General features: G+C 58.7%; 26 protein-coding genes. 12 read left to right on the forward strand and 14 right to left on the reverse strand.

What is annotated here, in order from left to right; all coding sequences use genetic code 11:
• Positions 1-53 precede the first annotated feature (53 nt).
• Complete coding sequence (locus tag ACFIO0_RS15230; protein ID WP_390911253.1) at positions 54-833, reverse strand: ChaN family lipoprotein; 780 nt, start codon at positions 831-833, stop codon at positions 54-56.
• Positions 830-1708: an RNA polymerase factor sigma-32 gene (locus ACFIO0_RS15235; RefSeq protein ID WP_390911254.1), complete on the reverse strand. Its 879-nt coding sequence runs from the start codon at positions 1706-1708 to the stop codon at positions 830-832. Before ACFIO0_RS15235 ends, ACFIO0_RS15230 begins: the two co-directional genes overlap by 4 nt.
• Before the next feature lie 92 nt (positions 1709-1800).
• Here ACFIO0_RS15235 and cobU point away from each other — a divergent pair, with 92 nt between their 5' ends.
• From cobU to ACFIO0_RS15255, 4 genes are all read left to right on the forward strand, one after another.
• Positions 1801-2322, forward strand: coding sequence for a bifunctional adenosylcobinamide kinase/adenosylcobinamide-phosphate guanylyltransferase (cobU, locus tag ACFIO0_RS15240; protein WP_390911255.1), 522 nt, complete (start codon positions 1801-1803; stop codon positions 2320-2322).
• Positions 2319-2903 (forward strand): histidine phosphatase family protein, encoded by a 585-nt coding sequence (locus tag ACFIO0_RS15245; protein ID WP_390911256.1) that lies wholly within the window; start codon positions 2319-2321, stop codon positions 2901-2903. Before cobU ends, ACFIO0_RS15245 begins: the two co-directional genes overlap by 4 nt.
• A gap of 59 nt (positions 2904-2962) precedes the next feature.
• Positions 2963-3637: a glutathione S-transferase C-terminal domain-containing protein gene (locus ACFIO0_RS15250; protein WP_390911257.1), complete on the forward strand. Its 675-nt coding sequence runs from the start codon at positions 2963-2965 to the stop codon at positions 3635-3637.
• 111 nt (positions 3638-3748) lie between these two features.
• Positions 3749-5263 (forward strand): YifB family Mg chelatase-like AAA ATPase, encoded by a 1515-nt coding sequence (locus ACFIO0_RS15255; protein ID WP_390911258.1) that lies wholly within the window; start codon positions 3749-3751, stop codon positions 5261-5263.
• Here the strand turns inward: ACFIO0_RS15255 and ACFIO0_RS15260 are convergent.
• The 4 genes from ACFIO0_RS15260 to rsmI form a co-directional block, all read right to left on the reverse strand.
• Positions 5229-6143: an alpha/beta hydrolase fold domain-containing protein gene (locus ACFIO0_RS15260; protein ID WP_390911259.1), complete on the reverse strand. Its 915-nt coding sequence runs from the start codon at positions 6141-6143 to the stop codon at positions 5229-5231. The two genes, ACFIO0_RS15255 and ACFIO0_RS15260, sit on opposite strands and share 35 nt — an antisense overlap.
• The gene (gene gshB / locus ACFIO0_RS15265; protein ID WP_390911260.1) at positions 6140-7075 is read right to left on the reverse strand and encodes a glutathione synthase; all 936 of its coding nucleotides are present in this window, start codon (positions 7073-7075) and stop codon (positions 6140-6142) included. Before gshB ends, ACFIO0_RS15260 begins: the two co-directional genes overlap by 4 nt.
• A 62-nt stretch (positions 7076-7137) precedes the next feature.
• A complete protein-coding gene (locus tag ACFIO0_RS15270) occupies positions 7138-7518 on the reverse strand; it encodes a YraN family protein (protein WP_390911261.1) in 381 nt (126 codons plus the stop codon).
• Positions 7515-8378, reverse strand: coding sequence for a 16S rRNA (cytidine(1402)-2'-O)-methyltransferase (rsmI, locus tag ACFIO0_RS15275; protein WP_390911262.1), 864 nt, complete (start codon positions 8376-8378; stop codon positions 7515-7517). The genes ACFIO0_RS15270 and rsmI overlap by 4 nt, the downstream gene beginning before the upstream one ends.
• A gap of 88 nt (positions 8379-8466) precedes the next feature.
• Between rsmI and ACFIO0_RS15280 the strand changes: the two genes are divergently transcribed.
• The 3 genes from ACFIO0_RS15280 to ACFIO0_RS15290 all read left to right on the forward strand — a co-directional run bounded on the left by ACFIO0_RS15280 (position 8467) and on the right by ACFIO0_RS15290 (position 13722).
• Entirely contained in the window at positions 8467-9654 is a 1188-nt protein-coding gene (locus tag ACFIO0_RS15280; protein WP_390911263.1) for an ABC transporter substrate-binding protein, read from the forward strand.
• Between the two features lie 2 nt (positions 9655-9656).
• A complete protein-coding gene (locus ACFIO0_RS15285; protein ID WP_390911264.1) occupies positions 9657-12416 on the forward strand; it encodes a [protein-PII] uridylyltransferase in 2760 nt (919 codons plus the stop codon).
• A gap of 154 nt (positions 12417-12570) precedes the next feature.
• On the forward strand, positions 12571-13722 hold the full coding sequence (locus ACFIO0_RS15290; protein WP_390911265.1) for an iron-containing alcohol dehydrogenase: 1152 nt from the start codon (positions 12571-12573) through the stop codon (positions 13720-13722).
• Positions 13723-13736: 14 nt separating this feature from the next.
• Here ACFIO0_RS15290 and ACFIO0_RS15295 read toward each other — a convergent pair whose 3' ends face one another.
• The gene (locus tag ACFIO0_RS15295) at positions 13737-14621 is read right to left on the reverse strand and encodes an EamA family transporter (protein ID WP_390911266.1); all 885 of its coding nucleotides are present in this window, start codon (positions 14619-14621) and stop codon (positions 13737-13739) included.
• Positions 14622-14625: 4 nt separating this feature from the next.
• Complete coding sequence (rsgA, locus tag ACFIO0_RS15300) at positions 14626-15693, reverse strand: ribosome small subunit-dependent GTPase A (protein ID WP_390911267.1); 1068 nt, start codon at positions 15691-15693, stop codon at positions 14626-14628.
• Between the two features lie 162 nt (positions 15694-15855).
• Here rsgA and murJ point away from each other — a divergent pair, with 162 nt between their 5' ends.
• A complete protein-coding gene (gene murJ / locus ACFIO0_RS15305) occupies positions 15856-17406 on the forward strand; it encodes a murein biosynthesis integral membrane protein MurJ (protein WP_390911268.1) in 1551 nt (516 codons plus the stop codon).
• Here murJ and ACFIO0_RS15310 read toward each other — a convergent pair.
• Entirely contained in the window at positions 17394-18077 is a 684-nt protein-coding gene (locus ACFIO0_RS15310; RefSeq protein WP_390911269.1) for a rhomboid family intramembrane serine protease, read from the reverse strand. The two genes, murJ and ACFIO0_RS15310, sit on opposite strands and share 13 nt — an antisense overlap.
• A gap of 91 nt (positions 18078-18168) precedes the next feature.
• Between ACFIO0_RS15310 and trpS the strand changes: the two genes are divergently transcribed.
• From trpS to ACFIO0_RS15325, 3 genes are all read left to right on the forward strand, one after another.
• Complete coding sequence (trpS, locus tag ACFIO0_RS15315; RefSeq protein ID WP_390911270.1) at positions 18169-19194, forward strand: tryptophan--tRNA ligase; 1026 nt, start codon at positions 18169-18171, stop codon at positions 19192-19194.
• A 90-nt stretch (positions 19195-19284) separates the two neighbouring features.
• Complete coding sequence (locus ACFIO0_RS15320; RefSeq protein WP_390911271.1) at positions 19285-19863, forward strand: nitroreductase family protein; 579 nt, start codon at positions 19285-19287, stop codon at positions 19861-19863.
• Positions 19848-20555, forward strand: coding sequence for an EI24 domain-containing protein (locus tag ACFIO0_RS15325; protein ID WP_390911272.1), 708 nt, complete (start codon positions 19848-19850; stop codon positions 20553-20555). The genes ACFIO0_RS15320 and ACFIO0_RS15325 overlap by 16 nt, the downstream gene beginning before the upstream one ends.
• On the opposite strand, the gene ACFIO0_RS15330 is transcribed toward ACFIO0_RS15325, so the two are convergent.
• Together ACFIO0_RS15330 and mce are read right to left on the reverse strand one after the other, a co-directional pair.
• Positions 20515-20805 (reverse strand): DUF1467 family protein, encoded by a 291-nt coding sequence (locus ACFIO0_RS15330; RefSeq protein WP_390911273.1) that lies wholly within the window; start codon positions 20803-20805, stop codon positions 20515-20517. The two genes, ACFIO0_RS15325 and ACFIO0_RS15330, sit on opposite strands and share 41 nt — an antisense overlap.
• Positions 20806-20808: 3 nt before the next feature.
• On the reverse strand, positions 20809-21213 hold the full coding sequence (gene mce / locus ACFIO0_RS15335; RefSeq protein ID WP_390911274.1) for a methylmalonyl-CoA epimerase: 405 nt from the start codon (positions 21211-21213) through the stop codon (positions 20809-20811).
• Positions 21214-21389: 176 nt separating this feature from the next.
• On the opposite strand from mce, the gene ACFIO0_RS15340 reads away from it, so the two are divergent.
• Positions 21390-22106 (forward strand): response regulator, encoded by a 717-nt coding sequence (locus tag ACFIO0_RS15340; protein WP_390911275.1) that lies wholly within the window; start codon positions 21390-21392, stop codon positions 22104-22106.
• Positions 22107-22109: 3 nt separating this feature from the next.
• Here ACFIO0_RS15340 and ACFIO0_RS15345 read toward each other — a convergent pair whose 3' ends face one another.
• Genes ACFIO0_RS15345 through ACFIO0_RS15355 form a run of 3 tightly spaced genes read right to left on the reverse strand, consistent with a single transcriptional unit; the run spans position 22110 to position 25521 of the window.
• A complete protein-coding gene (locus tag ACFIO0_RS15345; RefSeq protein WP_390911276.1) occupies positions 22110-22838 on the reverse strand; it encodes a GNAT family N-acetyltransferase in 729 nt (242 codons plus the stop codon).
• A 57-nt stretch (positions 22839-22895) separates the two neighbouring features.
• Positions 22896-24119: a DUF1501 domain-containing protein gene (locus tag ACFIO0_RS15350; protein ID WP_390911277.1), complete on the reverse strand. Its 1224-nt coding sequence runs from the start codon at positions 24117-24119 to the stop codon at positions 22896-22898.
• Positions 24120-24132: 13 nt separating this feature from the next.
• Complete coding sequence (locus tag ACFIO0_RS15355; RefSeq protein ID WP_390911278.1) at positions 24133-25521, reverse strand: DUF1800 family protein; 1389 nt, start codon at positions 25519-25521, stop codon at positions 24133-24135.
• Positions 25522-25639 lie beyond the last annotated feature (118 nt).

Genomic DNA, 25639 nt, shown 5'->3' on the forward strand with positions numbered 1-25639 from the left:
GAACGCGACCTTAATCGCGCGAGACGCAATCTGCCAGCCCTTCGGACCCGATGCTATTTGAAGGCCGCGCAGGGGTCGGGGCGCGACAGGCTTGGGGCGTCGATGATTTGATCAAACCCGCCCTCAGGCGCTTGGCCGTCTTCGGATTGACCGATCGACCACAGAGTTGCTGTGGGGGCTGCGCGGTTCAGGAAACGGGGCACGCCCCAGTCTTTGCGCGCATGACCGTTGCCCAAAATCACGACAACGGGGCCGCCGGTTTCATTCAACGCTTGGATCGCCGCCTGCGCCAAACGCGCATCGCGCAGGCGCTGGACATCGACCATTCCGGGCAGTGTTTCTTCGGGCAGCGCATCGCAATGGGCTGCGAATTGCAACGCTTGGCGCGCAGCCTGTTCTGCGATTGGTAAATCTTGGTCCAAACCATAAAGCGTCGGCTGATCAAACGCCTGCGTGACGTCCCCCTCGACGACGCCGCGCAGAACCGAACGCGGCACCGCACCGCCGTAGATGCGCGCATCAGGTGCGGCTGCAAAAATCGGGTGATACATCGCAAAATCGGGCCAGCCCGACGCATCCCATTCCAAAACCGATTGCATGTTTTCGAGGTCAGACACCAAGCTAGGGCCAACCCGCGCCGCCTGATCCTGTGACAGCATTTCGAACACCAACGCACGTGGCGCAATCTGTTCTACGATCCGCGATTGGGTGTCGTGATGCACCGGATTGTCATGCGTTTCGCCGATCAAAACGATCTGCGCGTCGAGCGCACCCGTTTGCGCCGCAACACCACAGCCGTGCCAAATCAGGAAAAATGCAATCACATATCTCATGCGAGAAAGTGATGCACTTCCTTGCTTTGGGCCTCAAGCGTTTTCCGCATTTTTGCGAATGCCGCTGCCTCGAGTTGACGCACACGCTCTTTGCTCAGGTTCAGCTCTTTGCCGAGGCATTCCAATGTGCGTGGTGTGTCGAGCAGTTTGCGTTCACGCACGATGAAACGCTCGCGTTCATTCAGGGCTGTCATGGCCTCTAGCAGCCATTCGCGCAGTTGCGCTGTGTCATGGGCCAGTTCAACTTTTTCAGCCGCCTGCGCGCTATCATCCTCTAGCGCGTCGATCCACTCACGGCCCTCGTCGTCGACAGACTGCGTGGCATTCAGAGAATAATCAGAGCCGGACAACCGCCCCTCCATCATTTCCACGTCGTGCAAAGGCACGCCAATCTCGGTCGAAATCATCTGGCGCAATTGGAATTTATCCAGCGTTTCGCCCGCCGCAGCGCTTTCGCGTTCCAGACGGGCCTGAACCCGGCGCATGTTGAAAAACAGCGACTTTTGCGAAGAAGTGGACCCGGTGCGCACCATCGACCAATTGCGCATCACGTGATCTTGGATGCTGGCTTTGATCCACCACACAGCGTAGGTCGAAAACCGCACGCCGCGATCGGGGTCAAATTTGTCAGCGGCTTTCATCAGCCCCAAACCGGCCTCTTGGATCAAGTCATTGATCGGCGCGCCGTAGCGTTTGAATTTGTAAGCCATCGAAACCGCCAGCCGCATGTAGGCGGTGATCAAGCGGTGCAACGACGCCTCGCAACGGTCATCCCGCCACGCATATGCCAACCTCAGTTCTGTCTCTGCATCCAACATTTCTGCCTTCATGGCAGTACGTGAAAGAGATTGATCGCGCGCTATGTCCAAAGCCATTGATACGTCCCCCGAGGTGTTGTGCGCTTGAGTTGCGCGTCTGATAAGTTTACGAAGCAGGTTAGGGATTGGTTCACTTAAGGGTGGAAAAAATGTTGCCAGCATTGACTTTTGTACTAGGGGGCGCTGCATCCGGGAAATCCGTGTTTGCGGAAAACCTTATCATTAACAGTCAGTTAATGCCGGTCTACGTGGCCACGTCACGGATTTGGGACGACGAAACAAAAACCCGCGTCGAGGTGCACAAATCGCGCCGCGATGCGACTTGGACAACGCATGAAGCCCCGTTTGACCTTGGTCCGGCACTGGCTCAGACACCCCCGAAATCCGCGATTTTGATCGACTGCGCGACCATGTGGCTGACCAATCATCTGCTTGATGAAACCCCACTGGATGCCGCGCAAACCCAGCTGTTCGCGGCCCTCACCAACTGCACATCCCCCATTGTGATCGTGTCAAATGAAGTCGGTCAAGGCATCGTGCCTGACAACGCTTTGGCCCGTCAATTTCGCGAGGCCCAAGGGCGGCTGAACATCGCCTTGGCCGCCCGCGCGGAACTGGTGGTACAGGTCGTCGCAGGCCTGCCGAACGTTCTAAAAGGAAACCTTCCATGACGACGACAACTTGGCACTGGGTGCGCCACGGCCCCACGCATCAAAAGACATTTGTGGGCTGGCGCGATGTGCCTGCGGACGTGTCAGACACCGATCATCTGGCACGGCTCGACGCGCATTTGCCCCAAGACGCGCTGGTCATCAGTTCCGATCTGATCCGCTGCGTCCAAACCGCCGATGCAATCACAAACACGCGGACAAGGCTGGCCGCAAACCCGCATCTGCGCGAATTGCATTTCGGATCATGGGACGGCGTTCACTTTAGCGAAGTGTCCGAAAAACACCCGGTCCTAAGCCGCGCCTACTGGGAAACCCCCGGCGACGCGACCCCACCCGGCGGCGAAAGCTGGGACGAAGCAGCCCACCGCGTCCACACCACAATGCAGCACATCAGCCGCCAAAACGCAGGGCGTGACATCATCGCGGTTGCGCATTTCGGGGTGATCCTGACACAGGTGCAGATGGCGCTTGGCGTGACGGCCGCAAAAGTTCTGGCGCATAAAATCGACAACCTGTCGGTGACCAAAATCGCATGGGGCCCAAACGGCGCTCAGGTCCACGGCATCAATCACCTTGTGTGATGGCACCACGCACAATTCTCTGTTTGCGCTCTTTGGTGCGTCCGATTTAGCCTGCTCGCATGACATATGATTTATACATTGGTGATCGCACCTTCTCGTCCTGGTCGCTGCGCGGCTGGCTGATGCTCGAAAAATTCGGGCTGGAGTTTAACACACATTTCATCGGGCTTTACGCCGGTACGATGGCGGCGGATATGGCCCACCTTGCCCCCGCAAAACTGGTCCCGACGCTAAAGCTGCCAGACGGCACGGTTGTGGGCGAAAGCCTGGCCATGGCCGAAACGCTGGCAGAACGACACGCCGACCTGCACATGTGGCCAACGGACCCCGCCGCCCGCGCCACTGCCCGCTGGGTCAGCGCCGAAATGGCCAGCAGCTTTGGCGCAATTCGCGGCCAATGCCCGATGCAATTGCAGCACGTGAACAAAGGATTCTGCGTCGATGCGGCCCTACAAGCCGACCTTGATCGCATCGAAACGCTTTGGGCACACGCCGCCACATTCAAAACCGACGGACCATGGTTGTTTGGCCGCTACTCTTTAGCCGACTGCATGTTCGCGCCCGTCGCCGCACGTATCGTCGGCTATGATCTTCCTGTCTCAGCCGCGGCACGCGCCTACTGCGACACCGTAATCAGTGACCCCACGTTCAAAGCATGGCGCGCCGAAGGGCTCAAAACCACCTACGACCCTTTCCCCTATGACATGGGTGTTCCGACAGTCCCTTGGCCCTAAGCCTCCAATTTGTTCTGATTAAAAATACTCAAACACACATTAACCAAACATAAACGCCCCTCCGTTAGCCATTAACCAAGATGAATTAACGTTATGCTATCGGGGGGCTCCATGCTCGCACGCGCCTATACAGTCGCATTCCAAGGGATTGAGGCCCGCACAGTCGAGGTCCAATGCGCCGTCTCGCCCGGCATGCCAGCCTTTTCAATCGTCGGCTTGCCCGACAAAGCAGTGTCCGAAGCCCGCGACCGCGTGCGCACAGCCCTCGCGGCAATGGCAATCGCGCTACCGTCCAAGCGGATCACGATTAACCTGTCGCCCGCAGATTTGCCCAAGATGGGCTCGCACTTTGACCTGCCGATCGCAGTGGCCCTGCTCGCAGCACTCGAAATCATCCCCAAGGACGCCAGCGAAGGGGTCGTGGCACTGGGCGAACTGTCCCTTGATGGCGTCCTGATGCCCGTCGTTGGCGCGCTGCCCGCAGCCATGGCCGCCGCAGAACACGACCGCGCATTGCTGTGCCCTGCCGCATGCGGGGCCGAGGCCGCGTGGGTCGGAAACACCAACGTCATCGCGGCGGCAACATTGGGCGACATCGTGCGCCACTTCACCGGACAATCGCCAATTACGCCAGCAAAACCGGGCGAGGTTACCAGCGATCCATCAACCCGCGATTTGCGCGACGTCAAAGGACAAGAACGCGCCAAACGAGCGTTAGAAATTGCCGCCGCAGGCCGTCACCATCTGATGTTCGTCGGCACACCGGGGTCCGGAAAATCCATGCTGGCCGCACGCTTACCCGGCATCCTGCCACCACTCAGCGCAATAGAAGCCCTCGAAACGTCGATGATCCATTCACTGTCAGGGTTGCTTGACGCAGGCGGCATTTCGAAATCACGCCCGTTTCGTGAACCGCATCACACGGCCTCGATGGCTGCGATCATCGGCGGCGGACGCGGCGCTAAACCGGGTGAAGTCTCACTGGCGCACAACGGTGTCTTATTCATGGACGAATTTCCGGAATTTCCGCGCACTGTGCTGGAAACCCTACGCCAACCGATCGAAACCGGCGAAGTCATGGTCGCACGCGCCAATGCCCACGTGAAATACCCGTGCAAATTCATGCTGGTCGCCGCTGCAAACCCCTGCAAATGCGGCTATCTCACTGATCCCGAGCGGGCCTGCGCGCGCGTACCAAACTGCGGCCAAGACTACCTCGGGCGCATCAGCGGGCCCCTGATGGACCGCTTTGACATGCGCGTCGATGTCCCTCCCGTCGCCTACACAGACCTTGATTTGCCCAGCACTGGCGACACCTCTGCGCAGGTCCGTGAACGGGTCACAGCAGCCCGTGCGGTACAACAAGACAGGTATGCTGAAACGCCTGACATGCGCTCGAATGCCGATGCCGCAGGCGAGGCTTTGTCACACTTCGCAACGCCTGACACAGAGGGCCGGGACTTGTTGAACCGGGTTGCAGATCGCTTCAAACTGTCCGCGCGCGGATATCATCGCGTCCTGCGGGTCGCCCGCACAATCGCCGATCTGGATCATTCAGATGAGGTGGGCAAACGACACATCGCCGAAGCCGTCAGCTTCCGTCTGACCAACCTGGGCGACGGTTAATCCAACCCGCCAGCCTGTCCAACGTCGCACGTGCTTCGGGCAAGTAATTGTGGAAAAACGGCCAAACATGCGGCACGTCTTTTTCCAAATGCATCTGCACATCCACACCTTGGCGCTGCAATTTGGCAGTGATCCGGCGGGTGTCATCCATCAAGATTTCGGTGTCACCGACAGTCAACCACACAGGCGGGGCGTCGGTAAAATCTGCGAACAGCGCGCTTGCACGTGGGTCCGTCGGATCATGTGTACCCAGATACATTTCGGCCATATCGCTCACTCGGCTGGCCGGTAAAATGACGTCATGTGCTGCGTTCACTGTGATGCTCGCGCCATCAAACGTCAGGTCACACAGCGGCGAAAAGGCGAACACACCTGCTGGCACCGGCGCGCTTTCGGCCAAGAGTTGCCCCAACAATGCCAGAACCAAACCGCCACCGGCACTGTCGCCACCCATCACGATCTGATGCGGTGCATAGCCGCGCGCCAGAACCGCGTCATAGGACGCGCGCGCACTGTCGATTGCAGCAGGAAAGCTGTGTTCAGGGGCCAGTGGATAGCACGGCAGAATCGCATCAACGCCCGCCCGCTTTGCCAATTGCCCGATCATCGCTGCGTGGGTTTTCGGACTGCCAAAAACATTCGCGCCGCCATGGAAATACAGGATCACACGTTCGGCGTCAGCCCACGACCCCGTCAGATGCAAAGCCTGCGCATCGCCCAAAACAATCTCTTCACGCTCCACATCCCGGGGGCCATGGAACATGATTTTGGCTTTGCGTTCAAACGCACGGCGAAACGCGACAGGGTCCGTCGCCCGCGCCAATTGCGGTTTTTCAACCCGTTTCAGGATTGGATTCAAAATCGCTTTTTGCCAGCTCACGCGCGTTTCGCTTCGATCGCTTCCCAGATTTTGGCGGCGATGTTCACACCGTCAAATCGCTCAAGCTCTTGGATGCCTGTGGGCGAGGTCACGTTGATTTCGGTCAGGTAGTCACCGATGACGTCGATACCAACAAAAACCTGGCCTTTTTCCTTAAGCAACGGGCCGATCCGCGCGCAGATTTCCAAATCACGTTCCGTCAGCCCGATCTTTTCGGGACGACCACCGACGTGCATGTTGGACCGCGTTTCGCCCGCAGCAGGGACACGGTTGATCGCGCCAACAGGTTCACCGTCGACCAAAATCACGCGCTTGTCGCCGTTCGAAACGTCAGGCAAAAATTTCTGACAAATCAACGGCTCGCGGCTAAAGCCAGTGAACAATTCGTACAGCGAACTCAGATTGCGGTCCTCTGGTGTCAGGCGGAAAACGCCAGCCCCGCCATTGCCGTACAGCGGCTTGAGGATCATGTCTTTGTGCTTGGCTTTGAACGCACGGATTGTGTCCAGATCGCGCGCGATGGTCGTCGGCGGCGTCAGATCAGGGAAATCCAGAACCAGCAGTTTTTCGGGGTAATTGCGCACCCAGAACGGATCATTCACGACCAAAGTGCCCGGGGCCAAGCGATCCAGTAGATGCGTGGACGTAATGTAGTGCATGTCGAACGGCGGGTCCTGACGCAGCCAAACCACGTCGAAATCTGCCAGATCGACTTCTTTCAGGGGGCCAAGTTCAGCGTGATCGCCTTGGACCCGTTTCACTGTGAAATCATGGCCGCGCGCCGTGATGCGCCCCTCTTGGTAGGCCAGTTGATCAGGGCCGTAGAAAAACAACGTGTGCCCGCGCGCCTGCGCCTCTTCGGCAAGACGAAAGCTGCTGTCGGCGTCGATGTTCACATCACCGATCGGATCCATTTGAAACGCGATTTTCATGGGGCACCCCTAATTTATTGCTGTCTCTTAGATGGCGCAGCATAGCGGGGCTTGCAATGGGGTCAGCCGTGGCCAAATGCGTTTTCGATGATCTTCACCTCGCCAAAATCGTTCACAAGTGCGACATCAAAGCGGACATTCGTCAGTGTCCCGCGTGGCGTTTGACCCAGAAATTCTTCGCCCGCCGTGTAAATCCGTTGCATCTGGCGGGGGCTGACGCGCTGGACGGCGCGATCAAAAGACCGGCTTTTCTTGACCTCGATAAAGATGAATCCGTCGCCGTCGCGTGCGATCAGATCGATTTCACCCGCAGTGCCGCGCCATCGTCGCCACCCGACGGAAAACCCGCGACGTTCATAATCTGACGAAACGCAATCTTCGGCGGACAGACCAGCGTGATACGCCATTTGACCGTTTGCCGATTTTCCCGCTGTTGCCGTCATTCGTGATCCTTTTCCAACCCCAGCGCCATCTGGTAAACTTGGCGGCGCGGCGTGCCATGGGCGGTCGATACTGCATCGACAGCATCGCGCATCGACATCGTGCCCAGCGCGACCTTTAGATCCGTTTCTATGTCGGCTTCGCTAACGGTTGGTAAATCGCCGCGATCAATTAGCAGAACGATTTCGCCTTTGACGCTGCTGCCCGCATAGCTGTCGCGCAACTCGGCCAACGTACCGCGGCGCACCTCTTCGAATTTCTTGGTTAACTCACGGCACACAACGGCCTGCCGGTCGTCACCCAGCACCAGCGCCGCGTCCTTGAGCGTCGCCGCGATCCGCTTGGGCGATTCGTAAAATGCGAGGGTTGCGCGGATGCCAGCCAAGCCGTGCAGCGCTGAGCGGCGCGCCGCTGTCGCATTTGGTAAAAAACCTGCAAAGTGAAATGCATCCGTAGGCAGGCCCGCCACAACCAGCGCGGTTAGAATCGCAGACGGCCCCGGCGCGCAAGTTTGCATCACATCCGCGGCCGCCGCTGCGCGCGACAATTCAAACCCCGGATCGGCGATCAACGGCATCCCCGCTTCGGACGCGTAAGCCAGTGATTTACCGCTCTTTACCGCAGAAATCAGGCCATCCACCACGTTTGGACCCGAATGATCATGCAGCGCAATGATGCGTCGCCCGTCCAGCGGCACCCCGTGAATATCCATCAGTTTGCGCATGGATCTGGTGTCTTCGGCGGCCAACATATCGGCGCTGGCCAGCACATCGAGACTGCGCAACGTGATGTCGCGCGCCGTCCCGATCGGGACACCCACGAAATACAATCCCGCGGCAAGGGGAACCTTTTGAAAATTCAACGCTGGACCCGCCTTTCATGACGTTTATTATCGCCCAAACAATCGCGCGACCAGCAAGGTCTGCGCACCCAAGGGAGTACCAGTCTAGATGTTCGCGCTTTTCCAATCCGCCCGCAAGACGTTGCGACGTTTGAAACTGCCCATTTTCGGGTCCGTGATGACGATGACACTTGCAGCTTGTGACCCCGCAGCGCTGACGTCGCTGTCAAACAATGGCCCCAAGGTCGATAAAAACGCACCGGTTGCGGTGGCCCTGTTGGTGCCGCGCGGCGGTGGATCAGCAAGCGATGACTTGTTGGCGCAAAGCCTTGAAAACGCCGCGCGATTGGCGATCCGTGATGTGCAAGGCGTGCAGATTGATCTGCGTGTTTACGGAACCGGCGGCAAGGCGGCCACTGCGGCCAGTCAAGCGGCCCAAGCCGTGAACGACGGTGCCAAAATCATCATCGGCCCGCTGTATGCCGAAGCGGCCAACGCGGTCGGCGTGGCGGTTGCCGGTCAAAACGTGAATGTGCTGGCGTTCTCGAACAACACAACGATTGCGGGCGGCAACGTCTTTGTGCTTGGGCCAACCTTTCAAAACACGGCCAACCGCATGGTGTCTTACGCAAAATCACAGGGCAAAGATCGCATCGTTGTGACCCATGCGCAGGATGTCGCCGGACAGTTGGGGCGCAACGCTGTGTCCAACGCGATTGCCTCGGCCGGCTCGACCCTTGTGGGATCCGTTGAATATCCGCTGTCACAACAAGGCGTGGTTGCCGCGATCCCCAAGATCAAAGCTGCCGTCGACACTGGTGCCGCGAACGCTGTGTTCATGACCTCGCCCTCTGCATCTGCGCTGCCATTGTTGACGCAACTGTTGCCTGAGGCTGGTGTGAAATCACAATTCATCGGCCTGACGCGCTGGGATATTCCCGTGCAAACGCTCGATTTGCCCGGCGTTCAAGGTGGCTGGTTCGCCCTGCCTGACCCTGCCCGCAGCGCCGCGTTTCGATCCAAATACGAAGCCGCCTATGGCAAAGCACCACATCCGATTGCGGCCTTGTCCTTTGACGGGATCGCCGCCGTTGGCGCGTTGATGAATGGCAAAAAGTCTAGCCCGTTGTCGACAGGAGCCATCACGCAAAGCGCTGGATTTCAGGGGGCCACGGGCATCTTCCGGTTGCGCGCGGATGGCACAAATGAACGTGGTCTTGCGATTGCGACCATCCGCAACAGCCAAGTGGTTGTGATCGACAACGCGCCTGCCGGCTTTGGTGGCGCAGGCTTTTAAGCGTGCGGCCAGTTCCGTCTGACGACAGGCCGCTGGTCTGCGATCCCGACCTGATTTTTGACGCCAGCGCTTTTGACCAAGCGCTGGCGTTAGCCCGTCAGAACAAGCCTGCCGATCTGCGCGCCACGATGGTCGCTTGGCTAAAGGATGCGCAAAAACAGGGGCGCACGGCGATTGCCGACGGGTTCAAGGCGCAGCCATTTGCATCCCGCGCCATGACCCGCGCCTACACGTATCTGACGGATCATCTGGTCTGTGCGGCGATGACCATTGCGGCGACCTGCCTGCATCCCAATCCCAATCCGACCGCCGGTGAACGCCTGTCTGTGATTGCTGTTGGCGGGTACGGGCGCGGCGAAATGGCCCCGTTTTCTGACGTCGATCTGTTGTTTTTATCACCCTACAAAACCACAGCTTGGGCCGAAAGCGTGGTGGAATCCATGCTGTACATGCTGTGGGATTTAAAACTAAAGGTCGGCCATTCGACCCGCACCATTGCCGACTGCATCCGTTTGGGCAACGAAGACGCGACCATCTGCACCGCAATGCTGGAACACCGCTACGTGACGGGGGATGTCGCCCTTGCGCACGAGCTTGAGGAACGCCTGTGGGCCGACCTGTTCAAGCCCGCAACCGGCCCCGCATTCATCGAGGCGAAACTGACCGAGCGCGACAAACGCCACGAGCGTCAAGGCCAGCGTTATGTGGTTGAGCCGAACGTGAAAGAGGGCAAAGGTGGCTTGCGCGATTTGCAGTCATTGTTCTGGATCGCCAAGTACATTCATCAGGTTCAGGACGCGGCTGATCTGGTGACCAAAGAGGTTTTCACCGCCGAGGAATTCAACAATTTTGTCGCCGCCGAGGATTTCCTGTGGGCCGTGCGCAGCCATCTGCATTTGATCACCAATCGCGCCACCGAACAGCTGACATTCGACATGCAGGTCATGGTCGCTGAGGCCATGGGCTACACCGATGTCAAAGGCCGGCGCGCGGTCGAAGTGTTCATGCAGGCCTACTTTATTCACGCCACCGAAGTCGGCGATCTAACCCGCATTTTCCTGACCAAGCTTGAGGCGATGCACGTCAAAGCGGAGCCGTTACTGGAACGCTGGTTCAAGCGGAAACCCAAGGTGAAAAAGGGCTACCACGTCATTCACAACCGTTTGGCGATTGTCGATGATACGGAGTTTTTGTCGGACAAATTGAACCTGTTGCGCCTGTTCCAAGAGGCGTTGCGCACCGGCATGTTGATCCATCCGGACGCTATGCGTTTGGTCAAATCCAACCTGCAAATGATCGACGACGACATGCGCAACACGCCCGAGGCGCGCACGATTTTCCTTGATCTGATGTTGAAACATGGCAACCCCGAACGTGCCCTGCGCCGCATGAACGAGCTGGGGATTTTGGGGGCGTTCATCCCTGAATTCAAACACATCGTGGCGATGATGCAGTTCAACATGTACCACTCCTACACGGTGGACGAACACACGATCCAATGCGTCGCCAACCTTGCGATGATCGAGCGCGAGGAACTGGTCGAGGAATTGCCGGTCGCGTCCTCGATCCTCAAGGACGGGGTCAATCGGCGAGTGCTGTACGTGGCGATGCTGCTACATGACATCGGCAAAGGGCGGCAAGAAGATCACTCGATTTTGGGCGCGCAAATGGTCCGTCAGATCGCGCCGCGTTTGGGGCTGAAACCTGCCGAGGTCGACACTGTTGAGTGGCTCGTTCGCTATCATTTATTGATGTCGGACATGGCGCAGAAACGTGACATCGCAGACCCGCGCACCGTGCGTGATTTTGCCAAGGCGGTAAAGACAACCGAACGGTTGGGGCTACTGTGTGTGCTGACCGTTTGTGACATTCGCGGCGTTGGTCCGGACACGTGGAACAACTGGAAGGCCGTCCTGATCCGCGCCCTGTACCGTCAAACCGAAGTTGCGCTGGAACAAGGCATGGAAGCCCTGAACCGCGAGAACCGTGGGACCGAGGCAAAGAAGGGGTTGCGCACCGCCCTAAAGGACTGGCCGCGCAAGGATTTGCAGATCGAAACCGGACGCCACTACGACCCCTACTGGCAAGGGCTGCACATCACCGCCCATGTGGTTTTTGCGGGCCTTTTGCGCGGCATCACCGAGGACGAAATCCGCATGGATTTGCACCCTGACGAGGACCGCGATGCCACCCGCGCGTGCTTTGTTATGGCCGATCATCCAGGCATCTTTGCGCGGCTTGCCGGGGCCTTGGCCCTGGTCGGTGCGAACGTAGTGGACGCGCGCAGCTACACCACCAAGGACGGCTACGTGACGGATGCGTTCTGGATTCAAGACGCCGAAGGGCAACCCTATGAAGCGTCCCGCCTGCCCCGTCTGCGCAAGATGATTGAACGCACATTGGCTGGTGAAATCGTAACGCGCGAGGCCATCGTGGATCGTGACAAAGTCAAGAAACGCGAGCGGGCCTTCCGCGTGCCGACGCACATCAGCTTTGATAACGACGGGTCCGAAATCTACACGATCATCGAGGTCGACACCCGTGATCGCGCAGGGCTGTTGCATGATCTGGCGCGCACGCTTGCGGCCTCGAATGTCTACGTCGCAAACGCGGTGATCGCGACCTACGGCGAACAGGTCGTCGACACGTTTTATGTGAAAGACATGTTCGGGCTAAAATACTATTCCGAAGGCAAGCAAAAGACGCTGGAAAAACGACTGCGCGCCGCGATTCTAGAAGGGGTAGAACGCGCAAGCAACTAGCGCCAAATGTTTCGCGTGCGAAACAATTTTCCATTAAATAACAGTTGATTAACTATTTCTCTCTTGCCTTTTAGACCCTTAGAAAAACGCTGTGCAACGCGCGGCCCTGTCACGAAATGACAACATTTACAGCGACCAAAGCAGAAAGCCAGCCATGCAAAACCTTGCCCGTGTTCAATCCCCCCGTGTTATCCGCATCGGCGGTGGCATCGCATCGGAACTGCCCGAGGTTTTAGCGCAACTTGGCCTGTCGCGCCCGTTGATCGTGACGGATGCCAATCTGATCAAGATCGGGCATGTGAAACGCCTGACAGACATCCTTGGTGACACCGCGTGGGGGCTGTTTGACGAGGTTGTCGAGGACCCGACGGATGCTTGTGTTGACGCAGGGCTGGCCGCGTTAGGCGCGCATGACTACGACTGCATCATCGGGTTTGGCGGCGGCAGTCCGATCGATACGGCCAAGGCGGTGTCGTTCATGGCGGTCAATCCCGGCCACGTGCGCGACTACAAAGCGCCAGCGCAAATCGATCGCTGCGGCCTGCCCGTCATCGCGATCCCGACCACGGGCGGCACAGGGTCCGAGCTGACCCGTTGGTGTGTGATCACGGACACGGACCAGCCGGAAAAATACAACCTGTCGGGCCTTGCTTGTGTCGCCACTGCCGCGCTGATCGACTGGACGTTTACCACGACCAAGCCTGCGCGCATCACCGCGGACACCGCCGTTGACAGCCTGACCCACGCGATCGAGGCCTACGTCAGCAAGCGCGCGCATCCCTACACCGACGCTTTTGCCCTGTCCGCGATGCCGCTGATCGCGACCCACGTGCGCACCGCCTGTTCAGATCCTGAAAACGGTCCCGCGCGCGAGGCATTGATGCTGGCCGCGTCCCAAGCGGGGATGGCGTTTTCAAATGCCTCTGTCGCGTTGGTCCACGGGATGAGCCGGCCAATCGGCGCGCATTTCCACGTCGCGCACGGGCTGTCCAACGCGATGCTTTTGCCTGCGGTCACGGCGTTTTCGGTTGACGCCGCCCCGGCCCGCTACGCCACCGTGGCCCGCGTGATGGGATGGGCGCAGAATGGCGACACGGACGTTGTCGCCTGTGGGAAGTTGATCGAAGGCTTGCGCGTGTTGAACGACGATCTGGGCGTGCCGTCGCCCAGCGCCTTGGGGCACACAGCGGACGATCAGATGCTGCATTTGATGGCCGGTCAGGCGCTCGCGTCTGGGTCGCCGCAGAACAATCCGCGCGTACCAAGCGAGGACGAAATTGTCGCGCTGTACAAAGAGATGTGGTGAGGGGTCAGGCCCAGTCAGACCCGCCGCCCGCGCGCCAGAATGTACAGGCCCGACGCCACGATCAGCCCGCAGCCAATCAGTGTCGCGGCATCCAGCGTTTCGTTGAACACCAGCACGCCAAAACCCAGCCCCACCAACAGGCGCGAATAGCGGAACGGCGTGACCACCGAAACTTCGCCCACGCGCATCGCCCGCATCAGCCCGGAATAGGCCAAAACACCCCAAATGATTGCGCCGCCCAGCGCGCCTGATGCGATGTAGGTTGGCACGATGAACGGTGTGCCCTCCCACAACGAATAGAGCAGGCCCGCGACCACGATCGCCAAGAACCCGTAGACGCCCAGCACCGAAGTGGTCAGTGATACAGGCGCCGCACGCGTTGCCAAATCACGCCCCGCAAACCCGAGCATGCCCAGCACTGCAAAGATCGAAAACACGTCGAAACTGCTGGCGGTGGGGCGCAGCACGATCATCACGCCGATCAGCCCGACAAAGATCGCTGACCACCGCCGCATGCCGACCTTTTCGCCAAAGAACACGGCCGCGCCTGCGACCACGACAATCGGCGTTGCCTGTAGAATTGCGGTGGCCGACGACAGGGTAGAGAGCGCGATGGCGAGCACGTAAAACAGGCGTCCGAAAACTTCGAAACAGGCGCGCACGATCATTGGCCGCGACAGGATTTGGGGGTTGCGCAGGGGTTCACCGCGCACGCGTGCTGTGATCGCAAACAGGATCACGCCGCCTGCGCCAAAGATCACCAGAACCTGACCGATGGGCACCGTTTGTGACGCAACTTTGAGGAACATGTCCTCGATTGCGAAGCCGATCATCGCGGCCACCATCCACAGCGCGCCGATCACGTTTGAACGCGGGTCTGTTTTGATCACCGGTGCCATGGCGCTACTTTTTGTTACGCTTTTGGATGGCTTTGATGGTCTTGCCGAGGACTTTGTCTTTGACCTTGCGCTGCGCCATGTTGGCGGAATTTGTCGCGTCTTCGGTCACCAGTTTTTGCCAGCGTGCGAGGCGGGTGGCGTCTAACTGTTCGGCCTCGACTGCCGCGCGGATCGCGCAGGATGGTTCAACCGTGTGCGAGCAGTCGTTGAATTTGCAGTTGGTCGCGAGTTCTTCGATGTCCTCGAACACTTCGCCCACGCCAGCGGCGGCATCGGCCAGTTGCAATTCGCGCATGCCCGGTGTGTCCATCACAACGCAGCCTTCGGGCAGGAAATACAGTTGGCGGCGCGTGGTGGTGTGGCGCCCGCGCGCGTCGATTTCGCGGATGGCAGCGGTTTCGATTTCATTGGTTCCGGCCAGCGCATTTGTCAGCGTCGATTTGCCGACACCGGACGTGCCCATGAACGCGACGGTCTGGCCGGGCTTGCACCACGGTGCCAGTTTTTCGCGCGGTTCACTGCCACGGGCGTCCAGCGCAACCACGTCGACCAGTTCGGAAATGCTGCGGGCCTGATCGATGTAGTCGGCAGGATCATCGCACAGGTCGAGCTTGGTCAGCACGACAACCGGCGCGACACCTGCATCAAAGGCCAGCGCGATGAACCGTTCCAGCCGCGCGATGTTGAAATCCTGATTGCACGAGGTCACCACGAACGCTGTGTCGATGTTGGCGGCGATCATTTGCACTTGGCGATCAGACCCGGCGGCCTTGCGTTTGATCAGGCTTTTGCGTTCCAGCAGGCGGCTTTCGCGCGGGATTTCGGCATTGAACAGCAGCCAGTCGCCCACTGTCGCCTCGTGTCCGCCTGCGGGGATCATCGCGTCGATACCGTCACCGACAACATGCGCGCCATTGCGGTGCACCTCGCAGACACGCACGGGCGGTGTTGCGGCCATTTCATCGGTGTCGGTTTGTGCGGAAAAGAACGTCTGCCAGCCCAACGCGCCAAGCGTCGACAACGGGGCCGCCTTGGGGGTGTCACCGAACAGTTGGGAATAATCCCTGCTCATTGCTGATGTTTCATCTGGGGTCGTGTCCTTGGTGGGTTGCCTCTGCTTATCGCATTTCCTGCACGCACTGCCATCGAAACCTGCACAGCGTACAGCTAGATTGACACGCATGGCCGCTTTGGGTCAGTTACCACAAGTTCACGCAACACAAAGGCGCGCCCCTTGAAACCCATCCGCATGATGTCAGGCTTTCTTACCGTGGGGTTCTGGACCTTGATGTCGCGCATCCTTGGCTTTGTGCGCGAGATTTTGATCCTGTCGCTGATTGGTCCGGGTCCGTTGATGGACGCATTTGTTGCCGCATTCCGTTTGCCAAACATGTTCCGCCGGTTCTTTGCCGAAGGGGCATTTAACGCCGCCTTCGTGCCGATGTTTTCCAAAAAGCTCGAGGGCGACGAGGACGCGCAGAAATTCGCCAATGACGCGCTGAACGGGCTGAGCGTGGTTGTGCTGATCCTTGTTGCAGTGTCGATGATCGCGATGCCGTTTCTGGTGCTGGCCACGGCGGGGGGCTATGCCCAAGACGCCCGTTTTGACGTGACAGTCGGCTACGGGCGCATCGTGTTTCCCTACATTTTCTTCATGTCCTTGTCGGCGTTGTTTTCCGGCATCCTGAATTCCACGGGGCGCTTTGCCGCCGCTGCCGCAGCCCCTGTGTTGCTGAACATCTTTGTCATCATCGCGATGGTGGCGGCCTATTATTCCGGTGGCACGGTGATCAACTGGCTGATCTGGACGATCCCTGTGGCCGGTGTTGCCCAACTTGCGCTGACGTGGATTGCCGCGTCACATGCGGGGTTCAAGCTGCGGTTTGGGCGGCCACGCTGGACGCCGGACATGCGCAAAATGGTGGTGGTCGCTATTCCTGCCGCACTCGCGTCGGGCGTGATGCAGATCAATCTGGTGGTCGGGCAATACGCGGCCAGCAGCTATGAAAGCGCGGTCAGCTGGCTGTTCGCCGCCGACCGTCTGTATCAGTTGCCGCTGGGGGTTGTTGGCATTGCGGTTGGCATCGTGTTGCTGCCTGATTTGTCCCGCCGCTTGCAGGCTGGCGACGCGGCGGGCGCGCGCACAGCGTTTTCCCGTGCCGCCGAGATTTCGCTGGCCCTGACCATTCCTGCCGCCGTTGCGTTGATGATCGTGCCGCTGCCGCTGGTGTCTGTGTTGTTTGAACGCGGGGCTACCAATTCCGATGACGCCGCCAACATCGCCGTGGCCGTGTCGATCTACGGGTTGGGCCTGCCCGCCTTTGTGATCCAGAAATTCCTGCAACCCCTGTATTTCGCCCGCGAAGACACCCGCAGCCCGTTTCGTTACGCGCTGGTTGCGATGGTCATCAACGCGGTGCTGGCCATCGGTTTGATCCCGATCGTCGGCTGGTTTGCGCCCGCAATTGCCGCCACGGTGTCTGGTTGGGTGATGGTCGCGCTGCTGGCCATTGGCGCACGTCGTTTGGGGGATGTCGCACGCTTTGATACGCAGTTTCACAAGCGCATCTGGCGCATCGTTGCCGCCTCGTTGTTGATGGGGGTTTGCCTGTGGTTCGGCAATGTGTCCCTCAGCCCCGCACTTGGCCTTGATTGGATCAAATACATCGCGCTGACTGCACTGATTGGCATCGGCGTTGTCAGTTATTTCGCAATCGGGCAGTTGTTCGGTGCCTTCAAGCTGTCTGAATTCAAAGGTGCTGTGCGCCGTGGTCAGCGCCGCTGAATCATCGCGCGCAGGCGGCCAACGCCCCCCGGCACCACAATCACCGACAGCATAAATCCGCAGATAAAGCCGGACAAATCCGCGATCCAATCCAGGCCAACCGCAAAGAAAATGCCGAACACCAGTTGGATGCCCATCAAAAAACCGATCAACCGGAACGCCTGCAATTGCTGGGTGCCGCTGTTCAGCGCCTTTTGCCACAGCAAGAATGAATACGCCCCGATCAGCCCGTAAACACAGGGCATCGCGCCGATCAGCCATGCTTGGTCTGTGATCAACCCGAACATGATCGCGCCAAAGATGCCACTGAACACAAAGACGAGGACGACGGCCAGTTGCCCCATGACTTCGCCGACCATTTTGCCCAGCGCCAGCAGGATCACCCCCGCAAAAATCGCCGAGGTGAAGGACCCGTGCACAAACGGGTAGGTCAGGAACCGGACCATGAATTCGCCGCGCATCTGCCCGTTGCTCAGCATCCAGTCAAACGCGTTGCCGTGAAACCCGTAGTCGCGCACGGCGGCCAGTCGCCAACCGACAGCGTCCGAGCCGCCCAGCAGCCCTTGGGAACCCAGCGTAAACGCGCCCTCGATCCCCATGATGATCACGAACAAAATCCAGACAACCGGCGGCAACGGGTTCAGGGGCGGGGCGTTTGGATCTTGGTGCATCGGGTTACTCTTTATCAGGGGCTGTTGACGGGCTTTGCGCCCATGGGTAAGCCAGCTTAGCAGATTTGCCCAGAGCTTGAGGACACTACAGATGACCCAATCCACGTTCACCCCGCGCGTTTTCTCGGGCATCCAGCCATCCGGCGGCCTGACGCTAGGCAACTATCTGGGCGCAATCAAACGGTTCGTCACGATGCAAGACGAGGTCGCGCAATCGATCTATTGCATGGTTGATCTGCACGCGATCACCGTCTGGCAGGACCCCAAGGATTTGCAGCACAACACGCGCGAATTGGCGGCAGGGTTTATCGCATCCGGCATCAGCCCGGAAAAGTCGATCCTGATCAATCAATCTCAGGTCCCAGAGCATGCGCAACTGGGTTGGATTTTCAACTGCGTTGCCCGCATGGGCTGGATGCAGCGGATGACACAATTCAAGGACAAAGCCGGCAAGAACGCGCAAAATGTATCGCTGGGGTTGTTTGGGTATCCGGCGCTGATGGCCGCCGACATTCTGGTCTATCACGCCACGCACGTCCCCGTGGGCGATGATCAAAAGCAGCATCTGGAATTGACCCGCGACATCGCGACCAAATTTAACCACGACTACGGTGTTGATTTTTTCCCGATCACCGAACCCGTGATCGAGGGCGCTGCGACCCGTGTGATGTCCTTGCGGGATGGCGACAAAAAGATGTCGAAGTCTGATCCCTCCGATGCCTCGCGCATCAACATGACGGATGACGCCGACACGATTGCCAAGAAAATTCGCAAGGCGAAAACCGACGCTGACGCGCTGCCCTCCGAAGCGAAGGGGCTTGAGGGGCGTCCAGAGGCACGCAATCTGGTCAACATCTATGCCGCGCTGGCAGACATCAGCGTCGATCAGGTGCTCGCGGACGTGGGCGGCAAGAACTTTGGCGCGTTCAAACCGATGCTGTCCGATCTGGCCGTGGCCAAGCTGTCGCCGATTTCCGGTGAAATGGCGCGCCTGATGTCCGATCCTGCGGAAATCGACCGCATCCTTGCCAAAGGTGCCCAGCAGGCCCGCGAAATCACCGTGCCGATTTTGCAGAAAACCTATGACATTGTCGGTATGGTGCGCCCCGCGGTTTGACCTCGTAAGGTGGGCGTGTCGCCCACCACACCTTGAAAACGAACGCCACCCGCCAAACATGTGAACGGTACGATTTAACGAGAGACATTCATGCCTGCCCCCAATCTTGACGCTTTGAATTTCCTGCTGGCCCGCCGGTCCCGGCCCGCCAAAACTTTGCTCGCCCCTGCCCCGGATCGCGCCACGTTGGAAAAATTGCTGACCGCCGCCGCACGCACGCCCGATCACGGCAAGCTGGAACCCTGGCGTTTTATCGTCATCGAAAAGGGCGCGATGGCCCGTCTGGCAGATGTGGCGCAGGACCGTGGGACGGCTTTGGGGCTGGACGCCGAACAGATCATCAAAGGCCGCACCCAGTTCGACCAAGGGCATCTGGCCGTCGCCGTTATCGAAGTGCAAAAACCTTCGCCAAAGATCCCTCCGCTGGAACAAACCTATTCTGCCGGTGCCGTCTGTCTGGCGTTACTGAACGCCGCCCTCGCTGCGGGTTGGGGGGCCAATTGGCTTAGCGGTTGGCCCAGCCATGACCGTGATTTTATGACCCAAGCCCTTGGGCTGGACGCACACGAGCGCGTTGCAGGTTTCATCCACATCGCGACCGAATCCTCGGCCCCGCCGGACCGCCCGCGCCCTGATTTGACAGCAATAACCACATGGCTCGACACGTGATTTTCTCATCCTTCTTTGCCGCCCTCGGGCAAATCGGCGATCCCCGTTTTCGCCGCGTCCTTGGCCTTGGCATCGTTCTGACGATTGCACTGCTGATCGGGGCCAGCGCCGGATTTGTCTGGCTCTTGAACACGCTGGCGGGCGAATCGGCGTTTCTGCCAATCATCGGAGAAGTCCGCTGGCTGAACGATCTGGTCAGCTGGGGCTCGATCTTTTTGATGTTCTTCCTGTCCATCTTTTTGATGGTGCCCGTGGCGTCGGCCATCACGTCGATGTTTCTGGACGAAGTCGCCCAAGCGGTCGAGGATAAACACTATCCACACCTGCCCCGCACAACGCCCGTGCCGTTTGGCGACGCGTTGCGCGATACGGTGAATTTTCTGGGCGTTCTGATCGGCGCAAACATTCTGGCGCTGTTTGCCTACGTGTTGCTGCCGTTCGCCGCCATGTTCATCTTTTGGGGGCTGAACGGGTTCTTGTTGGGGCGTGAATATTTCATGCTAGCCGCCATGCGCCGTGTCGGGCGGGATCAGGCGAAAATCCTGCGCAAACAGCACATTGGCACCATTTGGCTGGCGGGCACGCTGATGGCGATGCCCCTATCAATTCCGTTCGTAAACCTGTTCATCCCGATCTTGGGTGCCGCGACGTTTACCCACCTGTTCCATCGTCTATTATCGAGTCGAACCTAAAGAAATCCATGTCATCCAAGGTGATGATTTCGAACAGAATAATCGACGACACCACCCCCCAGATCACCAGTGACACAACCGTTGTGATGATGGCCTTTTTCGGCAGATTATGAACTTCGGGCGCACCGGAATGGGTGCCCGGTTCGATGTTTCCCAGATCGCCTTGGGTCTTTACCTTGATCGGCAAAACCACCAGAAACGTCATCCACCAGATGACCGCGAGCAGAACAAGTGCGGATGTGATCCCCATGATCTAGACCTGCTCCAGTTCGACCAGACATCCGTTAAAGTCTTTGGGATGCAGGAAAATAACCGGTTTGCCATGCGCGCCGATCTTTGGCTCTCCGTTGCCCAGAACCCGCGCACCCGTTGATTTCAGGTGGTCGCGTGCAGCGATGATATCGTCGACCTCGTAGCAGACGTGGTGCATGCCGCCCGACGGGTTCTTTTCCAGAAATCCGTTGATCGGGCTGTCGTCGCCCAGCGGGTACAGCAGTTCGATCTTGGTATTTGGCAGCTCGATAAAGATAACCGTGACGCCGTGATCCGGTTCGTCCTGAGGTGCGCCGACTTTTGCGCCCAGCGCATTGCGATACTGATCTGCCGCCGCCTTAAGATCGGGAACGGCGATGGCGATGTGGTTCAGACGTCCAATCATGATGGGCTCTCCGGTTGTTGTGTTTTCATCGGTTATGCGGCGGACATGAGCCGCGTGCAAGGGACGCACCGCCGCACCCTGTTTACCTTTTCTTTTCCATGATCCGCGCGATGTTAACTGTCTGTTAGCCGTAACTTCATAACGTCAGGATAGATTTTAACTTAGCGAGGCTACCGATGGACAGTATTGACCCTTTCGCACCGACCTTGCCTACACCAACGGCAAACCGGCCCCTTTTAGGCCTGACCGTGTTGGTTATTGAGGACAGCCGTTTCGCGTGCGAAGCGATGCGACTGTTGTGTTTGCGCAGCGGTGCACGGATCAGACGTGCTGACAGCGTGCGCTCTGCGCGCCGCCACCTGAAAGTATACCGCCCGACGATTGCAATCATCGATATCGGCCTGCCCGATGGCAGTGGCATCGATCTGATCGCGGATCTTACATCGACATCCCCGCGCCCAGAGGTGGTGATCGGGACATCCGGTGATGATTTCGAAGCGGACGTTATGGCCGCGGGTGCTGATGGCTATCTGGCCAAGCCGCTGACATCGTTGTCGCTGTTTCAGGAATGTATCCTGTCTTGCCTGCCCTCAGATCGTCGCCCAAATGGATTGCGCGCGTTGTCTGACGAAAACGTTGAGCCCGATCCGTTGGCCTATCAGGATGATATCGCCCATGTGGCGGACGTTTTGGAAGAAAACAAAGACGAACGTGTGCTGGATTACGTCGCGCAATTCACCAACGGTGTGGCGCGCAGTGCTAAGGATCGCCCGCTTGCCCAAGCAGCACAGGCCTTGGCCGATCGTCGCGCCCAAGGCAAAGCCGCCGCATCAGAAACGGCAAAGCTGGCAGGGCTGATCCAACAGCGGCTTGCCGACAGCATCGCGATTTAAAAGCTACGTTTGGGTTGGGTCGTCATGGGGGCGCACCAACCGCGTCAGATCGCTAAGCCGTTCGATCTGACGTCCGTCACTGTCAAAGTTGGACGGATTAAGCCACGCGGCAAATGCTTCTTTTAACGCTGGCCATTCCAGATCAATGGCAGCAAACCACGCCGTATCGCGGTTGCGGTTTTTCACGATTGTGGCTTGGCGAAAGACACCTTCGTAGCTGAACCCAAGACGCTGGGCGGCGCGGCGTGACGGCTTATTCAGCGCATCACATTTCCATTCATAGCGCCGATAGCCTGCCTCAAACGCCCAAGCCATCATCAGATACATCGCCTCTGTTGCAGCGCGGGTGTTTTGTAACGCAGGGCTCATGTTGATGTGCCCGACCTCGATAGACCCCGACTGCGGGGCGATCCGCAAATAGCTCGCCACCCCCTCAAATGCGCCTGTGTCCAGGTTTTTGATCGCATAGAACACGGTGTCAGTCATTTCTTGGGCTTCACGCGCCCACCGGTAATATTGCGACGCCGATGAAAACGGGCCGTATGGCAAATAATCCCACACATGATCGTGCCCCTCGAACGCGCGAAACAGTAAGGCTGCGTGTTTTTCAGCCTCAAGACGTTCTAGCTGCACGCTTGTGCCGGTTAAAATGCCAGGAAAAGGCGCATCCGGTTGGGACCAGCCAGTGACGACAGGGCCCACGCGGCGCTCGGAGGAAGGTGTGTTGTTCATACGCGAACACTAGGCGGGGAATCGCCAAGGGCCAAGCCCTGATGGACGCAATTGGGTCTAAAGAAGCAGTCCCGGATCGGTGCCCATTTCCATTCCCGGGAAAATGGATTGCTCAAGAACAGAGGTGTCTAGCCCCACCAATCCGCGCATCACCCAAGCCGCTTGGGCGCGCACGTCGCCGGTCGGCATCAGATCGCGCCCTTGATACAAATCAGAGGTGCCAAGGCCGGGCCAGTTGCCATGCACTTTGCCGCCTTTGATCGCACCACCTGCGGTGATCATCAGGCCGCCAGTGCCATGATCCGTGCCGCCGGTGCCGTTTTCACGCGCAGTCCGCCCGAATTCTGTCATCACCACAACGGCGGTTTTTTTCCAGATATTGCCGCGCAGGGTGTCGCGCAGATGGTTCAGCGTTTCGGCCAAACGCCCCAAAGCCAGACTTAGGTTGCGTTCTTGGGCTTGGTGCGTGTCCCAACCGTTCAGCGAAAATGCCGCAACGCGGGCGTCAGCGCGCAAACGTTTGGCGGCGAATTTTGCGACCTTCAGGTGGGCTTTGCCCCGCCCCGCGCGCTGCATTTGGGCCATCATATCTTCGCCGTTGTCCGCCATTTCACCCATTTGCCCACCGTCAGGTGACGACAGCAAACGCGCCTCGGCCAAGGCCGCATGCATGGCAGGGTCGTCTTGGGTGATCAAATCCATCAGGCGTTCGGCTTGCGGGCTCATGGTAAGGTCAGCCTCGGGCGACCAATTGGCCACGGGTGCGGCCCCTTTCAACAAGGCCATGTCGCCGCGTCCAATCGCATAGGCTGTGTCGGCCTGAACGCCCGGAACCGCCTGCAACATGCGGTTCAACCAGCCATCACGCACGCCACCGGTCGACAAGGATTCGGTGCCGGCCTCGAGAATATCCTGGCCGTCAAAATGGCTGCGCTTGTCGCGATAAGGCGTCGATACCGCATGCACAAACCCCAGTTCGCCCGCCGTCCACATCGGCATCAAACCGGCCAACGCCGGATGCAGTGAAAAATACCCGTCCAGATCAAGACCGCCGTTTTCAGGACCGCCCTTCAGCTTTTGGCGCAGCTTTGCGTAGGCCGGATCGCCGTAGGGCTGGACCACGTCCAAACCATCAAACCCTCCGCGCAAAATGATCACAACCAACCGCGTATCCCACGGTGCAGCGGCAAAACTAACGGGCGCAAACAACGGGCTAGCAGCCAGCGAACAGCCGATCAGGCCAGAGCGGGCTAGAAAATTGCGGCGTGACAAAAGATCCATAACGTATTCCTAACTAGCGGCGCTGAAATGCGGGAGAGGCCAAGATCAAGCCAATTGCTTCGGTTTTGCTTTCTGCGGCACCAGCGGCAAATCGCACGGGTTCGCTGGCAAAACTGCCAAGCGCTGTGTCTACAAAACCGCGCGGATCGGGCAGATCAGGTTGCAGGATTTCCGGCGCGCCCATCGCCCAGCGCACCCGACCGGACAAGCCCTGCGGCGTGATCCATTGCGCGTCGTCTTCGGGCCAGCCGTCTGGACCATTTGGCTGTTGCCAGTTTTGACCCATCATCGCCATCGGCACCATGATCGCGTTTTTCATCGCCTTTTCATCCAACGCCTCGATCGGACCACGCGGGATCGCCAAAGCCCGGCAGGCAGAGCCCACAAAATCGACGGGAAATTTGAAATTCATCGCATCGCGCTGCCATGCTGCGGGGTGTTCCAGCATCGCTGTGTAGACGGCCATCAGCTGCCCGTCGGTTTTGGTAAACGCGTCGCTCATGTGCGCAATCAGGCCCGCATCCGGCGTGTCGGACACAAAGTGAACGGCCAATTTCGTCGCAATATGGCTGGCGGTTGCGGGGTGAACCGACAAATCCTCAAGCGCTGCGAGCACCGGTTTTACGTTCGCGACATCATCGTATTCAACGCCCAAAACCGTTTCCGTCCCCGGTTCGGCATAGTCTTTGCGAAACTTGAAACCGACCTTTGACTGGAACGACAGGCCGGTGAACAATTCCGCCAACTGGCGCACGTCTTCTTGGGTGTAGGGGCCGCCCACGCCCAGCGTGTGCAGTTCGAGAACCTCACGCGCGAGGTTTTCATTCAGGCCAGCGTTTTTGCCATTTTTCTTGATTGCCCGGATCGAGTTCGGCCCAATCGCCTGGGATTGATCGAGGTAGTGCAACATCAGCGGGTGCAGCACCGCCGCCTTGACCAAATCCGCAAATCGCAGGGTCAGGTTCGGGCGCATCGTTTCCTCGATGTAGGGACCCGTTGCGCGCCGGATCAGGCCGCGTTTGCCGTGGGCGGTAAAATGGTCGCCCCAGAAAAATGCGAGCCGCTCAAAGAAACCGCTGGTCGTGTAGGTGCGCCGCAACATCGATTGGCCCAGCCATTTCGCTTTGTCTTCGCGGGCAATCCGGTTCAGCACTTTGCGTTGTTTGCGCGCTTCTGCCGCCAGTTCGGTACCACGATTGTTCCGCCGAACTTTGCGCCACTCTTCGATCTTGACCATCCGCGCGCGAAAGATGTCAAAATGTTCGATCGGGAATTGCTGCGCGATAGCGTCTTGGGACGTCAGCCCGTCCAGCATCGCATCAATCGAGTCCACGCCCCCGACGACAGGTGACAAGCCGCACCCAAAGCGGATTTCGGCAAATTCTGAGTCAAACGTGGGCACGCAGGCGGGTTCCTTTCGCTGGATCTTGCGCTTTATATAGCAAGAAGCGGCTAGGTTTTCACCTACGCCGCTTCTTAATTTACGTCACATTGGCGTCGTTCCGCCGTTTTATTTGCAA

It is taken from the genome of Pseudosulfitobacter sp. SM2401, assembly GCF_042932805.1.
GTDB lineage: Bacteria > Pseudomonadota > Alphaproteobacteria > Rhodobacterales > Rhodobacteraceae > Ascidiaceihabitans.